Annotated in this window: 15 protein-coding genes and 1 rRNA gene; 1 reads left to right on the top strand and 15 read right to left on the bottom strand. The window is 47.0% G+C overall.

The features are described from left to right. Positions 1-28 precede the first annotated feature (28 nt). From J2Z65_RS32510 to J2Z65_RS32480, 7 genes are all read right to left on the bottom strand, one after another. The gene (locus tag J2Z65_RS32510; protein WP_167067734.1) at positions 29-463 is read right to left on the bottom strand and encodes a Mini-ribonuclease 3; all 435 of its coding nucleotides are present in this window, start codon (positions 461-463) and stop codon (positions 29-31) included. Beyond that, a complete protein-coding gene (gene cysS, locus J2Z65_RS32505) occupies positions 460-1,860 on the bottom strand; it encodes a cysteine--tRNA ligase (RefSeq protein WP_167067737.1) in 1,401 nt (466 codons plus the stop codon). Before cysS ends, J2Z65_RS32510 begins: the two co-directional genes overlap by 4 nt. Next, on the bottom strand, positions 1,841-2,512 hold the full coding sequence (gene cysE / locus J2Z65_RS32500; RefSeq protein WP_240160057.1) for a serine O-acetyltransferase: 672 nt from the start codon (positions 2,510-2,512) through the stop codon (positions 1,841-1,843). The genes cysS and cysE overlap by 20 nt, the downstream gene beginning before the upstream one ends. A gap of 348 nt (positions 2,513-2,860) precedes the next feature. Then, positions 2,861-4,315, bottom strand: coding sequence for a glutamate--tRNA ligase (gene gltX, locus J2Z65_RS32495; RefSeq protein WP_167067743.1), 1,455 nt, complete (start codon positions 4,313-4,315; stop codon positions 2,861-2,863). A 31-nt stretch (positions 4,316-4,346) separates the two neighbouring features. Further along, positions 4,347-4,832, bottom strand: a complete 486-nt coding sequence (gene ispF, locus J2Z65_RS32490; RefSeq protein WP_167067746.1) for a 2-C-methyl-D-erythritol 2,4-cyclodiphosphate synthase — start codon at positions 4,830-4,832, stop codon at positions 4,347-4,349. After that, positions 4,829-5,533 carry a 2-C-methyl-D-erythritol 4-phosphate cytidylyltransferase gene (gene ispD / locus J2Z65_RS32485; RefSeq protein WP_167067749.1) on the bottom strand — a complete coding sequence of 235 codons (705 nt, stop codon included), beginning with the start codon at positions 5,531-5,533 and terminating at the stop codon, positions 4,829-4,831. Before ispD ends, ispF begins: the two co-directional genes overlap by 4 nt. Before the next feature lie 189 nt (positions 5,534-5,722). Further along, a complete protein-coding gene (locus tag J2Z65_RS32480; RefSeq protein WP_167067752.1) occupies positions 5,723-6,790 on the bottom strand; it encodes a PIN/TRAM domain-containing protein in 1,068 nt (355 codons plus the stop codon). 156 nt (positions 6,791-6,946) lie between these two features. Between J2Z65_RS32480 and J2Z65_RS32475 the strand changes: the two genes are divergently transcribed. Continuing rightward, a complete protein-coding gene (locus J2Z65_RS32475; protein WP_167067783.1) occupies positions 6,947-7,342 on the top strand; it encodes a DUF1573 domain-containing protein in 396 nt (131 codons plus the stop codon). A gap of 77 nt (positions 7,343-7,419) precedes the next feature. Here the strand turns inward: J2Z65_RS32475 and pssA are convergent, their stop codons facing one another. From pssA to rrf, 8 genes are all read right to left on the bottom strand, one after another. Then, positions 7,420-8,169 carry a CDP-diacylglycerol--serine O-phosphatidyltransferase gene (gene pssA, locus J2Z65_RS32470; RefSeq protein WP_167067755.1) on the bottom strand — a complete coding sequence of 250 codons (750 nt, stop codon included), beginning with the start codon at positions 8,167-8,169 and terminating at the stop codon, positions 7,420-7,422. An 86-nt stretch (positions 8,170-8,255) separates the two neighbouring features. Next, entirely contained in the window at positions 8,256-9,335 is a 1,080-nt protein-coding gene (gene disA, locus J2Z65_RS32465; RefSeq protein WP_167067759.1) for a DNA integrity scanning diadenylate cyclase DisA, read from the bottom strand. A 40-nt stretch (positions 9,336-9,375) separates the two neighbouring features. Then, positions 9,376-10,743 carry a DNA repair protein RadA gene (gene radA / locus J2Z65_RS32460; RefSeq protein WP_167067762.1) on the bottom strand — a complete coding sequence of 456 codons (1,368 nt, stop codon included), beginning with the start codon at positions 10,741-10,743 and terminating at the stop codon, positions 9,376-9,378. 155 nt (positions 10,744-10,898) lie between these two features. After that, the gene (gene clpC, locus J2Z65_RS32455; protein WP_167067765.1) at positions 10,899-13,340 is read right to left on the bottom strand and encodes an ATP-dependent protease ATP-binding subunit ClpC; all 2,442 of its coding nucleotides are present in this window, start codon (positions 13,338-13,340) and stop codon (positions 10,899-10,901) included. Between the two features lie 60 nt (positions 13,341-13,400). After that, positions 13,401-14,480 carry a protein-arginine kinase McsB gene (mcsB, locus tag J2Z65_RS32450; RefSeq protein ID WP_167067768.1) on the bottom strand — a complete coding sequence of 360 codons (1,080 nt, stop codon included), beginning with the start codon at positions 14,478-14,480 and terminating at the stop codon, positions 13,401-13,403. 6 nt (positions 14,481-14,486) lie between these two features. Continuing rightward, positions 14,487-14,999, bottom strand: a complete 513-nt coding sequence (mcsA, locus tag J2Z65_RS32445; protein ID WP_167067771.1) for a protein-arginine kinase activator protein McsA — start codon at positions 14,997-14,999, stop codon at positions 14,487-14,489. A gap of 13 nt (positions 15,000-15,012) precedes the next feature. Then, positions 15,013-15,474 carry a CtsR family transcriptional regulator gene (locus J2Z65_RS32440; protein WP_167067774.1) on the bottom strand — a complete coding sequence of 154 codons (462 nt, stop codon included), beginning with the start codon at positions 15,472-15,474 and terminating at the stop codon, positions 15,013-15,015. A 585-nt stretch (positions 15,475-16,059) separates the two neighbouring features. Beyond that, positions 16,060-16,148 (bottom strand): 5S ribosomal RNA (gene rrf / locus J2Z65_RS32435); the annotation flags it as partial.

The following is a 16,148-nucleotide window of genomic DNA, read 5'->3' as shown; positions in this document are numbered from 1 at the left end:
TCACACAAAATTTACCTCTCAGCATAAGCTAAGATTTATTCTTGTAGGCAAGGGCGAAATCCAATATTTCCTTCAAACGTTCAAACGATTGCTTATAGTACAAGTATCCGATTAAGCACTCAAACGCGGTGCTGTGCCGGTATTCCAGCACATCCGCGTTTTTGGCTGTCGTTCCTGATTTGGCATTGCGCCCGCGCTTCACCATATCTGTCTCTTCTTCTGTCAGCATCGGCATCAAGGCTTCCAGCAGTTTGGATTGCGCCTTCGCCGATACATATCCAGTGGATGCTTTGTGCAAATGATTGGGCCGATGATTTCCGCCAGATATAACATACTGGCGAATGTAGACCTCGTAAACCGCATCCCCGATATAAGCAAGTACAAGCGGGTTCAGCAAATGAGGGCTTTTGGACGGCGGAAAAACAAACAAATTCTTCGCTGCATCAGTAAAAGTCTCACTCATTTGCGGCGCCAACGAATTCCCTGCGGCGTGTCCTCAAGGAATATCCCTTTCTCTGTGAGCAGGTCACGGATTTCATCCGCACGCGCCCAGTTTTTCGACTTCCGCGCTTCTGTCCGATCGACAATCAATTGCTCAATCTCTTCATCCAGCAATTCGTCCGCTTGCTGGGACAATATGCCCAAGGTTTGATCGAAGACTTGCAGCTGATCTAGGAACACCTGCAGCGCGGCGGCATTCACCCGCTCCTGCTGCAGATACAGGTTCGCTTCCGCAACCAGATCGAACACAGCCGTGATCGCATCCGGGGTATTGAAGTCGTCATTCATCTTCTCGACGAACTGCTTGGCAATCGCGTCCACACGCTCCTTAAGGGCTGCTTCCACTTCACTCGAAATAGAAGCTGTAGCTAATCGGTGCTTCAGGTTGTCATTTGCATTTTGAATACGCTCCAAAGCATTAGCCGCCTGCTTCAAACTCTCATCGCTGAAATTCAGCGGATTGCGGTAATGGGCAGACAACATGAAGAAGCGGAATACTTCCGGCTTGATTTGCTTAACAAGATCGCGGATGAGTATGCCATTACCCAGCGATTTGGACATTTTTTCATTATCGATGTTCAAGAAAGCATTGTGCAGCCAATAATTGGCCATTGGATGGCCGGTTACCGCTTCGGTTTGCGCGATCTCGCACTCATGGTGCGGGAACGTCAAATCTTGACCGCCGCCGTGAATATCAATCGTTTCGCCTAAATATTTGCGCACCATAGCGGAGCACTCGATATGCCAGCCCGGACGGCCTTGCCCCCATGGACTATCCCAATAAATTTCTCCCGGTTTCGCGGCTTTCCAAAGAACAAAATCCTGCGGATTCTCTTTGCGGTCGTCCACTTCAATGCGAATGCCGTATTGGAGTTCTTCCAGATTTTGATGGGAAAGCTTGCCGTATTCGGCGAATTTGGTTGTCCGGTAATAGACGTCGCCGCGGGCTTCATAGGCATAGTCTTTTTCAACTAAAGCAGCGATGAACTCGATGATTTCCTGAATATTTTCCGTTACACGGGGGTTCAAGGTAGCTTCATGTACCCCCAATGTTTGGATATCCTCCAAAAAGGCGGCAATAAAAGTTTCGGCCAGCTCTGGAACGGATACAGCCATTTCTTCGGCTTTACGGATCATTTTGTCATCTACATCGGTAAAATTCGTTATATAAGTGACTTCATAATTTTGAGACTCTAAGAAGCGCCTTACAACATCGAAGAAAATGACCGGTCTGCCATTCCCAATATGGATATAGTTATATACGGTTGGACCGCATACATACATCTTCACCTTCCCCGGTTCAAGCGGTACGAATTCTTCCTTCTTGCGTGTTAGCGTATTATACATTCTGAGCGTCATGTTCTCTCGCTCCTCCATTCTTAACCCGTTCTTGTTCTAACTGTCTTTTAAGCTCATTAATTTGCTGCTGCATTTCCTGGAATATATCGATAATGGGATCCGGTAAATTGCCGTGGTCCAAACGATTCACACGTACACCGTCCCGCTTCACAAGCTTAGCAGGCATCGTAACAACGGTACTGTTCGAAGGAACCTCTTGGATGACCACTGCATTGGAGCCAATCCGTGAATTCTCGCCTACAAGGAAGGAGCCTAAAATCTTAGCGCCTGATCCAACAACTACATTATTGCCAATTGTTGGGTGTCTCTTACCTTTTTCTTTCCCTGTTCCACCCAAAGTTACCCCTTGATACAAAATAACATCGTCGCCGATCTCACAGGTCTCCCCAATCACAACCCCCATCCCGTGGTCAATAAACAACCTTTTACCGATAGTGGCACCTGGATGTATCTCAATACCTGTCATAAAACGGCTCCATTGCGAGACGATACGGGCGATTGTAAACATCCTCCGTTTATAGAACCAGTGACCGATGCGGTGCGCCCAGATAGCATGAAGCCCAGAGTACGTAAACACAACCTCAAACCAGCTGCGTGCAGCCGGGTCGTTATCGAATACGGCGGAAATGTCAGATTTGATCGTTTGCCACATGCTCTCACCTTCTTTTTGTAGGAAATCATTACCCCTGTGTATAAAAAAAGCCCCCGCAGCCATATGGCTGCAGAGGCGTGATTAATCGCGGTTCCACTCTGCTTGGTGACTCGGAAGTCTCCCAACTCAAAAACCCGTAACGTGGGCATTCCGGCTGCGCCTACCCTACTCTGTTATCCGAGTATTCGGCGCGGCAGCTCCCAGGTGCATTTCCGATTAGAGGGAATGGATAACTCACAGCCAAAGCCTGACGGCTCCGATTATCCTCTCTGATAAATCCCTAAATAATCGTACTCTCCTGATCATTGCGTTCCTTATTGAACTAAGTATAGCGAAAAGAACCCCGTATTACAACAAGTTCCGTAGACGTGAAGCGACTTTTTCTTTCCCGAGCAGGTACAAGGACACATTGAGATCAGGTCCATGCACTTGCCCTGTCAGCGCAGAACGGATCGACATGAATAACTGCTTCCCTTTGTAGCCTGTATCCTTCTGCACTTGCTTCAGCAAAGCTGGTATAGCCTCTACCGTGAAATCTTCCGCTTGCTCGACTTGCCCCAAGAAGCTGGACAGTACGACCGGTACATGCTCTTCTTTTAGCACAGCCGCAGCTTCCTCATCGATCACCAGCTCTTCTTTGAAGAAGATGCTCGACAATTCGACAATTTCCGCCGCGAAGCGCATTCTCTCTTGATTCAAGCCTATCAGAGCCTCCACCCATGCTTGGCCCGCTTCATCCAACTGCGGAGCGATGTATCCGGCTTTCTGCAAATGAGGCACACACAGCTCAACGACGCGGGAGAGCGGGGCCTTTTTCAAATAGGCATTGTTCATCCAGTTCAATTTATCCATATCAAACACAGCCGGACTCTTCGATACACGATCGAGGTCAAACTGGGCAATCAGTTCTTCCTTCGTAAACATCTCTTCTTCGCCGCCAGGAGACCATCCTAGAAGAGCAATGAAATTCACAACAGCTTCCGGCAAATAGCCTAATTCCCGGTACTGTTCGATGAACTGGATGATGGACTCATCCCGTTTACTCATTTTCTTCCGGTCCGGATTCAGAATCAGCGCCAAGTGCGCGAATTCCGGAACAGGCATGCCGAGAGCCTCGTACATGAGAATTTGTCTTGGCGTATTGGACAGATGCTCTTCCCCGCGGATGACCAAATTGATTTTCATCATGTGATCGTCCACAATAACAGCAAAGTTATAGGTGGGAATTCCGTCAGGACGCGCGATAATAAAGTCGCCAATCCCAGCCGACTCAAACTCAACATGCTCGCGCACCTTGTCCTCGAAGCCAATAATCCGGTCTGCCGGCACGCGGAACCGAGTTGAAGGCTTGCGGCCCTCCGCTTCGTAAGCAGCAATCTGCTCAGGCGTCAAATGACGGCATTTACCCGAGTAACCGCCCATTTCACCGCGCGCTTCCTGCTCTGCACGTTCCTGCTCCAAATCCGCTTCGGAACAGTAGCAAGGGTAGGCATGGCCGCTCTGAAGCAGCTGATTCAGGTGGGTTTGATAGATATCAAGTCTTTCCATCTGACGATAAGGACCGTATGGCCCCCCGATATCTACGCTCTCGTCCCACTCTAACCCAAGCCATCTCAGACCGTTTAATTGATCCTCAATGCCGGATTCTTTATGACGAGTTTGATCGGTATCTTCAAATCGTACTACAAACGCTCCGCCATGACGGCGCGCCAATAAATAATCAAACAGTGCCGTACGAGCACCGCCAATATGTAAATGTCCCGTTGGACTAGGTGCATAGCGCACACGTAAAGGTTGGTTCATGACTGTACCCTCTTCTCCCCAATAATACCTGCTATTCTAGCACATCTCGAATTAAACAAACAACCGATTGTGAGGCAATTCCTTCGCCCCGGCCCGTAAAGCCGAGCTGTTCGGTCGTCGTCGCTTTCACATTGATTTGATCCGGCGAAGCTCCCAATGCAGCGGCAATAATTTCGACCATTTGCGGAATATACGGAGCCATTTTGGGCTTCTGGGCAATAATCGTGGAATCTGCATTTCCTAGGCGATACCCCTTGTCCTTAGCCAGCTGCCAAACATGTTTCAACAACACCAAACTGTCCGCATCTTTGAATTCCGCAGCCGTATCCGGGAAATGCTTCCCGATATCGCCCAAGCCCAGTGCGCCTAGAATCGCATCGGTTATCGCATGAAGAAGCACATCCGCGTCGGAGTGGCCGAGCAGTCCCTTTTCATAAGGAATGGTCACGCCTCCAATAATGCACTTACGGCCTTCCACTAACTGATGAACATCAAATCCCTGTCCTACGCGAATCATTGTTGTCCCTCTCCCCTAACATTCAGTAGTATCCATTCTGCCCATGGCAAATCTTCCGGTGTCGTAATCTTAATATTGTAATAGTCCCCTTCGACAACATGCACCGTCGTTCCTATCCGCTCCACCAACATAGCATCGTCTGTTCCCATAAAGTCATCCTGAAGCGCACGCTCATGCGCCTCCTGCAGAAGGGAAAGTCGAAAAGCTTGCGGGGTTTGGATGGCCCACAAGCTTCTTCTATCCGGTGTAGATTGTATTCGCTTCTCGGTATCTACGATTTTGATCGTATCCTTCACAGGTACAGCCAGCACGGCTGCATCCCGATCTTGCGCCTTCACGAGGCATTCGAACACGTGTTCTCTTTTGACAAAGGGACGAACACCATCATGAACGAGCACCCATTCTGTGTCCCGTTCCAGGGCCCCTAGGCCTCGTCTGACGGAATCCTGACGCTCCGCCCCACCTGCCAGCACATGAGTGACCTTGGAAAGCGCATAACTCTGTACATAGCCTGTACAGCGCTCTACGTCATTTCCGCCAACAACTAAAATGATTTCATTCACTTCATGTATGTTTTGAAATAATTGCAACGTATGTACCAGAATTGGCTTCTGTCCAAGTTGTAAATATTGTTTGCTTTCCGCCGTTCCCATGCGCGAGCCCTTGCCCGCTGCCACGATGATAACCCCTAGCTTCCCCATAAGTCCTCCAACCCCAACTGGCGCTTTCCTTCCGAAAGCTTTCTGCGTAAGCATAGACCCAAGGATAAACAACTCCGTCGTCCATTTAGGACCAGCGGTTTGTCAAGGTTGATGCAAAGCAAAAGTATAAAATCTATACTTTCCTATCAACTTGTAAGAGCTATGTTACATCTCCTTATCATACTGGTTTTATTGCGCTTTTTCCAATAATTTCGGTTTCGCGAAAATCATGCGGCCCGCTGAAGTCTGAAGAACACTCGTCACCATCACTTCAAGCGTCATTCCTATGAATTCACGTCCGCCTTCCACCACAATCATCGTACCGTCGTCCAGATAAGCGACACCTTGTCCATGCTCTTTGCCATCTTTAATGACTTGAACAATAATTTCTTCCCCCGGCAGGACAACAGGCTTCACGGCATTCGCCAAATCATTAATATTCAATACCGAAACGCCTTGTAATTCACATACTTTATTCAGGTTAAAATCGTTCGTGATGACTTTCCCTTGAAGCACCTTAGCCAGACGCACTAATTTACTGTCTACTTCTGATATTTCTTCGAAATCGCCTTCATAAATCAGCACCTTCACTTCGAGCTCCTTTTGAATCTTGTTCAAAATATCGAGCCCCCGGCGACCACGGTTACGCTTCAGCAAATCGGAAGAATCAGCAATATGCTGCAGCTCTTCAAGAACAAACTCCGGAATAACGAGAGTACCCTCGATAAACCCTGTTTTGCAAATATCCGCGATACGCCCGTCAATAATAACACTGGTATCGAGAATCTTATGCTCCTCGTAAGGACGATGCGTCTGCTTCTCTGGGGCTGGTGCCCGGCTCATTGCAATGATCTGGACCAGCTCTTCCCGTTTGCTGTAACCAATTCGAAACCCCATAACCGCTAGAACCCCTGATACAACGAAAGGTAAAAGAGGGCTTGCCCATTTCACCTGCTCGAGCACAGGAAACACCAATACCGATATAAGCAGTCCAATTACTAATCCTAATGTACCTGAGAGCAGATCGGACACAGGAATGTCCGCAACGTTCCGTTCCCCTCTGACAAGCAGTTTCATCCCCTTGCCTGCAACCCATGCTGAAAGAATGAACATAACTACCGCACATAAACTATTGATGGCTATTGCTTTTCCTGAATCATTCATAAAACCTGTCGTTCGAAGGATCGCGTCACTCCATCCAAAACCTAAACTACCACCCATGATGGCCAAAATGAATTGCACCCATTTCCTCATCATAGATTCACCTCCTGCATCAACTTATTAATAAAGCTCCCTTACAATTATGTTCCAATTTATCCAACGTTAATCACTTCTTTACATGTAAAATTGAAATATTAGAGGGCTTCCATTATAATGAAATTGGAAGTTACCAACCTACCAGAGGTGGATGGAATGAGCTCCTTGACTTTAAAGCAGTTTCAAGATCAAGTATCCGAATTGTTGCTCCGTCACCGAAGTCTGCTTGACGTCTTATCCAAATTTCAACAGTCAGGCGCAGCCGCTAATCGTTCCGTGGTGAAATCCATTACCGAGTGTGGATGTATTCAGGTTAACGCAGCGAAGCAAGAGTATCATCCAGAGATGACGTTGAATGAAGCTAAGGATGTACTTGGCACTCATGTAACCGGTCATTTATGTGAACAATGCATTGAGGTTGTCAGTAGTGAACTGGGCAGAAATCTTTTCTATATGTCCGCACTGAGTAACATTCTTGATGTTAATCTGGAGCAAGTCGTCGAAAATGAATCAAAGAAGTGCACAACCCTTGGACTATTCAACATGTCATGAAAATGAAGATGAACAAAAAAAAAGCATTTATTTTCTCTGAGTCATCAGAAGAAAATAAATGCTTTTTATTTTGGAGTTTAAACGTCCGATTTCACGGAATTCGGATCCTCTACGCCGCGTCTTTTGTTCTTTCTGCGGATGCGGATGAAGAACCCATCAACGTTTTTTTTTAGGCCGTAAAGTGCGTACAGTAAAAGCGGTACGAAAATCATTTTGGAAATAGACTCAGGCCATTTAATTGCAATCAGGATAGCTACGGCAACGATAACCGGTGTGATCCAGATTGCTGCTTTGGGAATACCCGCTTTCTTGAAATTCGGGTACTTCACTGTACTTACCATCAAGTAAGACAACAAGATTGTACTTACCAAGAGCACATACACGTTAATTTCGTTCACGAACAACGCTAGTGTACATAGCACGCCACCTGCAGCTGGAATCGGCAAGCCGATGAAATAGCCGGGTGTACCTGCAACAACATTGAAGCGAGCCAGACGAAGTGCTCCACAAATGGGGAAGATCGCCGTGACGATCCAGGCAAATGCCGGACTAATCACACTCGGATCATTAAAGGCTACAACGTACATGATAAAGGCAGGCGCTACACCGAAAGAAATAACATCGGACAGCGAGTCTAGCTCTTTACCAAATTCACTCTGCGCATTCAATGCCCGGGCTACACGACCGTCAAGACCGTCAAGCAACATCGCGACGATAACAAGTACAGCTGCAATACCATGTTCACCACTGAAAGCGAGAATAATTGACAGAACACCGAGGAATAAGTTCCCTACTGTAAAAAGACTGGGAATTGATTTCGTTAACATATGTTTTTGTCCACCTCTGGATTTACTATGCCCTAAACTTGACTTTATAAAACCTCAACATTAGATACTTTATGATTGTATCCAGTTTAAATATGTCTGTCAATGAACACTTGTTCTTGAATTCTTTTGAGGCCCTCTTTAATAGCGCGCGCCCTCACTTCTCCGATTCCGTCAACTTCATCCAATTCCTCAATCGTTGCCATCATCATGTGCGGCAGGTAGCCAAACTTCTCTACAAGATTCGCAATAATGATCGAGGGAAGCCGCGGTATTTTCCCAAGAATCCGGAATCCCCTAGGAGATACCGGCTCTTCAACGATCGAATTCGTATGAGGGTAGCCGAGTAATCGAATGATTTGGTGCGGCTCCAGCAGCTCATCCGAAGACAAGCGCTTTAAGCCTGCTTGCATTTCCTTAACGCGTTCTTCCGATAATTCCCTTACATAATCTTTTACGAGCAATCGCGCTTCAAGTTCCGCATTGCCGACAAGTTCTTCAAGCTGCATGCTAATTAGGCGGCCCTCATTCCCCAACTCGTTGATGTACCGGTTGATTTCCGCCTTAATGCGCAGCACCATTTCGAAACGGGCAATGACATTGGTGACATCATGCAGCGTAACTAACTCCTCAAACTCCGACGCACTTAGATTGGTTAGCGACTGATCCAAAACCACTTTATAGCGCTCCAAAGTCTGGATAGCTTGATTGGCTTTCGTCAGGATGACGCCGATATCTTTGAGCGCATAGCGCAAGTTGCCTTGATAAAGGGTAATAACATTTCGCCGCTGTGAAATCGAGACAACCAATTTATTTGTCTGCTTCGCCACACGTTCAGCAGTCCGATGTCGGATTCCGGTCTCCGATGAAGAAATCGAGGAATCGGGAATTAATTGCGTATTCGCATAGAGAATACGCTTGATATCCTCGCTGAGGATGATCGCTCCGTCCATTTTGGCAAGTTCATATAAATAATTGGGGGAAAACTCACAATCGATCGAAAAGCCGCCGTCGACAATTTCCCTTACTTCCGCACTGTATCCAACAACAATTAGTCCGCCTGTTTTGGCGCGCAGGACATTCTCCAAACCGTCACGGAACGATGTGCCAGGCGCTACCATTTGCAGCAATTGGCTCATGACGTCTCGCTTTATCTCTTCTTTACTCATATTTTCCTCCTGAAGGCTTGCAGGTTGAATGATTCAGGAGCTAATCCAGTGCCGCTTTCAAAGCTTCGGACACTGTGTTCACTCCGATAATCTCCATACCGGGCGGATGCGTCCACCCCTTCAAACTTTTCTCCGGCATAATGACTCTACGGAATCCTAATTTCTCCGCTTCTTTCACTCGTTGATCAATTCTAGACACACCGCGTACTTCTCCAGTCAACCCGATCTCACCGAACACGACGTCAAAAGGTCTCGTTGCATGATCCCGAAAGCTGGATGCGATACTGATCGCAATAGCCAAATCGACCGCAGGTTCATCGAGCTTGACGCCGCCGGCCACGTTCAGATAGGCATCTTGATTCTGAAGGAACATGCCCATTCTTTTCTCCAAAACGGCAATGATGAGAGAAAGCCGGTTATGATCAACGCCTGTCGCCATCCTTCTGGGAGAAGGGAAATTCGTTGAAGACACCAAGGCCTGAATCTCTACCAAAACAGGACGCGTTCCTTCCATACTGGCAACCACTGTGGAACCAGCAACTCCAAGCGGTCTCTCAGACAGGAATAGTTCAGAGGGATTGCTTACTTCAACCAAGCCGGCTTCTTGCATCTCAAAAATGCCGATTTCATTCGTTGACCCGAAACGATTCTTCACTGCTCGAAGTACTCGATACGAATGATGCCGCTCACCTTCAAAATAAAGCACACAATCCACCATGTGTTCCAGCATCCTAGGTCCCGCAATGGCGCCTTCCTTCGTCACGTGGCCGACAAGGACCGTTGCAATACCCTTACCTTTAGCTATTCTCATAAAATGACCCGTACATTCCCGAACTTGCGAAACGGTTCCGGGGGCTGATGTAATCGCAGGATGATAGACCGTCTGAATCGAGTCGATCACTAAGAAATCCGGCTCAATCTCTTGAATCGCTTCCTCAATGAGTTCAAGGTTCGTTTCACAAAGCACATAGAGCAGCGGAGATGCTGCATTCAATCGGTCCGCACGAAGTTTCGTTTGCTTGACGGATTCTTCCCCCGATATATAGAGCACTTTCTGGTGTGCTTGCGTAAGCTCGAAAGAGGTTTGAAGCAGTAACGTTGACTTCCCGATTCCCGGATCCCCGCCTACGAGAATCAAAGATCCAGGCACGATACCTCCGCCTAAGACGCGGTTTAACTCTTTATTGCTGGTCACGACCCTAGGCTCCGGGCTACTTTCTATATGTATGATGGGGGTCGGTTTTTCTTTCGTGCGAGGGGTAGAAGAATTCATGCCCTTTGTACGCACAACCGTTTCGATTTCTTCCACCATCGTATTCCAAGATTGACAACCTGGGCATTTGCCCATCCATTTCGGCGATTCATAACCGCATTCTTGACAGCAAAATTTCGTTTTCTGTTTACTCATGACGTAAGTGACTCCTTAGATCTTACAATTCTATATTTGGCTATCCTTACCAATAAAGTTTACCATTTTTACGAAGTCCATGAAAGGTCATCTGCAAATAAAAAGCATTTTGCCGCACCCGGACAGGATGCAGCAAAATGCTTCTTCGCTTTGCATTATTTAGCGGCTACGCCTTCGCCTTTCAGGACAACCAGTTCGCCGTCTTTCTCATCAATCGTTAAAGAGTCGCCTTTGGCAATATTGCCTTTGAGAAGCTCTTCAGACAAGCGGTCCTCGATATGCTTCTGAATCGCTCTGCGCAGCGGTCTTGCACCGTAAGTCGGGTCATATCCTTCTTTGGCCAGGAACATTTTCGCATTGTCCGTCAGCAAGAAATCAACTTCTTGTTCTTTCAGACGTTTGCGAAGATCATCCGCCATCAAAGTGACGATTTCTGCGATATGCTTCTCATCCAAAGAGTGGAAGACGATAATTTCATCGATCCGGTTTAGGAACTCTGGACGGAAGCTTTTCTTAAGCTCGCCCATTACTTTATCTTTCATGTTGGAATAATCTTTGCCTGCATCGAGAGCAGCAGTAAAGCCGAGAGACGAATTTTTCTTAATCGTGTCTGCACCAACGTTGGATGTCATAATGATCAGTGTGTTACGGAAGTCGACTGTACGCCCTTTGGAATCCGTTAATCGACCGTCTTCCAGGACTTGCAGCAGGATATTGAAAACTTCCGGATGTGCTTTCTCGATCTCATCGAGCAGCACGACCGAGTAAGGTTTGCGGCGAACTTTCTCTGTCAGTTGCCCGCCCTCTTCATATCCAACATACCCTGGAGGCGCTCCGACTAAGCGAGACGTCGAATGTTTCTCCATGTATTCCGACATGTCGATACGGACTACTGCATTATCATCACCGAATAACGATTCAGCTAGCGCACGCGCTAATTCGGTTTTACCCACCCCTGTAGGTCCGAGGAAGATGAAGGAGCCCATAGGACGCTTCGGATCTTTCAGGCCTGCTCTAGCGCGGCGAATCGCGCGACTGACAGCTTTAACCGCTTCTTCTTGTCCAATGACGCGCTCATGAAGAATATCTTCCATTTTGAGCAGACGCTCTGTTTCCTCTTCCGCCAGCTTGCTAACGGGGATTCCCGTCCAGCTTGCGACGATTTGAGCGATGTCATCTGGTGTTACTTCCGTGTCCAGACGACCTTGTTTCTCTTTCCAATCATTTTTCGTTGTATCCAGCTCTTCCCGAAGCTTTTGTTCGGTGTCGCGAAGTCCAGCTGCTTTCTCGAACTCCTGGCTTTGAACCGCGGCATCTTTCTCCTTGCGGATATCCTCGAGTTTGTTCTCAAGCTGTTTCAATGAAGGCGGTATCGTGTAAGAACGAAGTCTTACTTTGGAGCTCGCTTCATCGATCAAGTCAATGGCTTTATCCGGCAAGAAACGATCCGTAATGTAGCGGTCGGAAAGCTTAACAGCCTCTTGAATAGCGGCATCGGTGATTTTCACACGGTGATGAGCTTCATAGCGGTCACGCAGGCCGTACAGGATTTGGATCGCTTCCTCTGGGGAAGGCTGATCCACCGTAATTGGCTGGAAGCGGCGTTCCAGAGCGGCATCCTTCTCGATGTATTTGCGATATTCATCCAGCGTTGTAGCGCCTATGCACTGCAGCTCGCCTCTCGCTAATGCTGGTTTTAGGATGTTGGAAGCGTCAATGGCGCCTTCAGCACCACCGGCACCGATTAACGTATGCAGCTCATCAATAAAGAGCACGATGTTGCCGGCTTGACGAATTTCGTCCATGATTTTTTTGAGGCGATCCTCGAATTCACCGCGATATTTGGTTCCTGCTACGACAGAACCCATATCAAGGGTCATCACCCTTTTATCCTTCAACGTTTCGGGGATCTCATTATTAATGATTTTCTGAGCGAGGCCTTCGGCAATTGCCGTTTTACCAACCCCAGGCTCACCGATCAGTACCGGGTTATTCTTGGTTCTGCGGCTTAACACTTGGATAACGCGCTCAATCTCTTTACTACGCCCAATGACAGGATCCAGGTGCCCCTCTTTGGCGTAAGCGGTTAGATCTCTCGCTAGACCGTCTAGTGTAGGTGTGTTCACATTCTGGGTATTGCCATGGCTTGGCGACACAGTCTCGCTGCTGCCTAGCAGTTGAAGCACTTGTTGACGCGCTTTATTCAAAGAAACGCCCAAATTGTTAAGGACTCTCGCAGCGACACCCTCGCCTTCACGAATAAGTCCGAGTAAAATATGTTCAGTCCCCACATACGTGTGACCTAATTTTCTAGCTTCATCCATGGAAAGCTCGATGACCTTTTTCGCTCTAGGTGTATACGCAATGTTGGTAGGTTGTTCTTGTCCTCTGCCGATCAGGGATTCAACTTCATCTTGAATTTTCTCAAGACCTAAACCCAGAGCAACGAGTGCTTTAGCAGCAATACCTTCCCCTTCACGAATAAGACCCAGCAAGATATGCTCAGTACCAATATTGTTATGCCCTAAGCGGACTGCTTCCTCTTGAGCCAAAGAAAGCACCTTCTGCGCACGTTCTGTAAATCTGCCAAACATCATAGAGAACACCTCCAAAAGTAGTATATCTATGGAAAACCTAAAGGATGAATCTTAATCTGATTAAATCCTGCCGAATTTCTCGCGAATCAGCTCAGCTCTTCGCATATCGCGCTCATCCGCGCTCAGCTTCTCGCCAGCGAATTGCTGAAGGAAACCAGGCTGCGTCATTACCAGTAGTTCATTCAATACATTGGATGAAACATTATTGATAATCCCAAGGTCTATGCCTAGTCGCACATCCGACAGGCGCTGCGCAGCCTCCTTAGAGTCCATAATTCCTGCATAAGACAAAATGCCAAGTGAGCGATTCACTCGATCAATGATGCGCATTCTAGACTCTTGCATCAGTTTATGCCTCGCGGCTCGCTCGTGCTCAATAATTTGCCTTGCGACACTGTGTAAATTATCAATAATCTCATCTTCGGATTGCCCTAGCGTAATCTGATTCGATATTTGGAACAGATTACCTAATGCTTCGCTGCCTTCCCCATATAATCCTCTAACCGTCAATCCAACTTGTGTAACAGCGGATAAAATTCGATTAATTTGTTGGGTGAGCACCAAAGCAGGCAAATGCATCATGACTGAAGCGCGAATGCCGGTTCCGACGTTCGTGGGACAGCTGGTTAGATAGCCCCTCTTCTCATCATAGCCATAATCCAGCTGGGTTTCAAAAATATCATCAATCTGATTCGCCAAGTCCCAAACCTCTTTAATTTGGAAGCCTGGGCATAAGCATTGTATACGAAGATGATCCTCTTCATTGATCATAATGGAGATGGATTCATTTTCGCTTAAAATAACGGCACCATTTCTGGATTCATTAGCTAAATTAGGACTAATTAAATGCTTCTCAACAAGAACCATTCGCTCAAGCTCATTAAGATCTGACAGCGGAATAAGCGAAAAATTACTGATCGTCTCCAGTTCATCATTATCAAGCACACCGGACAACTGATCGAGTACTTCTTGTGATTGTTGATTGGTAGCAAGCATTGGATAAGGGTAGTCTCTAAGGTTGCGTGCAATCCGGATTCGGCTGCTGATCACGATATCCGATTCCGGTCCCTCTCCCTTCATCCATTCGCTTAATGCATCTCCTGTAAACCGCTGTAGTGTCACTGGATTCACACCTTCCATACAAACTCACAAGCTGGCAATTTTCTTCTCAATATCGCGAATTTGATCCCGAATCTTGGCCGCTTGTTCGAATTCTTCAGCTTCAATGCAGGTCATCATATCCTTCTTGAGCGTATCAATCTCACGCTTACATTGGATAATCCCGCCGCTGCGTTTGGGAACTTTCCCTACGTGTACGGTGTTCCCATGCACCCTTTTGAACAGAGGATCTAACTTTTCCGAAAAGCTTTGATAACAGGATCCGCAACCAAAACGGCCTAATTTACTAAACTGCGAATAGGTTAGCCCACAGTTTTCACAACGGATAGCCTGGGACTTCGCCGCCGAGATGGAGGAAGGCTCGAAATCAAGTAATCCTGATAAAAGATTATGAATCGAAAAGCCGCCAGACGTTCCAGGAATGATTTCTCCCTTCTCTCGGGCGCAATTCTCACAAATGTGGAACTCGTTCTTGTCTCCATTCACAATCTTTGTAAAATGAAGAGTCGCCGGTCGTTTCCCGCATTCCTGACAAATCATTTCATATGCCTCCTTATCTGCTAAGCAAGGATATCAGCATCGCTTTAAGAATTTTAGCTCGAATTTCATCGCGCAGCGGGAGCTTGAAGGTCAACACATCTCTGGATATCGCTGCCCGAATCAAGTTGGCTTCTCGTGTTGAAATATAATGCCCCTCCTGCAACTGGTAAATGAGTCCTTCTGAAGTGACTTGATCTATGTGTGTATGGATCGTGCGAAAAATATGATCCAAAATCGATCCGTGACTCTTGAGCTCAATCTTCTGGATACGAATGTATCCGCCACCGCCGCGCTTACTCTCAACGAGATAACCCTTTTCCAACGTAAACCTTGTACTAATCACGTAGTTAATTTGGGAAGGCACACACTGGAACTGATCCGCCAGATCATTACGCTGAATCTCGATGGCTCCTTCAGAACTTTGCTGCAGGACATGCTTTAAATACTGCTCAATGATTTCTGATACGTTACGCATCAATTCATCCTCCCAGACCGCTAGAAGTAAATTGACTTTGATTGACTTTGACTTTCTTTGACCTTAACTAGATTATAATCATTTCCTTTCTTTTTGACAAGTGCTGACTCTAATGTCCCAAGACAGACATTTGCGGCGAGGTACGACCTTTCACTTTTCGCCTCGAAAAACTGGCCTGTTTCACAACCTACTCACAGTATTTACAAAAATACCCCTGCTTAACGTTAGGGTGCGTTCCTTTTTTTGGGGCATGGTAAGAGGGAGACATTGTGTGAGAGCTATTGCGCGCCTTGAGCAAGTGGAAACTGCGATCCGCTATTTCTGACAAAAGCCGCTCATCGGCCTCTTGAAGGCACCTACGATTCGCTATTTCACCAATTGCGACTATATTTGGGACTTTTAGGAGAAATAGGAGCCTGTAGTTCCGTTTAGACTCTGAAAAGAGCAAAATCAGCTCAAATAGCGGCCTGTAGTTCCCCTTTTGTAAAAAGAGACCTCACTTTGCGAAAACTTCACCGTAAAATTGCCGTAAAAAAAGCAAAAAAGCCTTTCTGAGATTCCTCTCAAAAAGGCTTTTTGTTCTGTGCTTGGCAACGTTCTACTCTCCCAGAACCCTGCGGTTCAAGTACCATCGACGCTGGAGGGCTTAACGGTCGTGTTCGAGATGGGAACGC

This window comes from Paenibacillus aceris (genome assembly GCF_017874035.1).
GTDB lineage: Bacteria > Bacillota > Bacilli > Paenibacillales > NBRC-103111 > Paenibacillus_E > Paenibacillus_E aceris.
The sequence above is the reverse complement of the archived record's forward strand: the minus strand, read 5'-3'. Positions and strand labels throughout refer to the sequence as shown.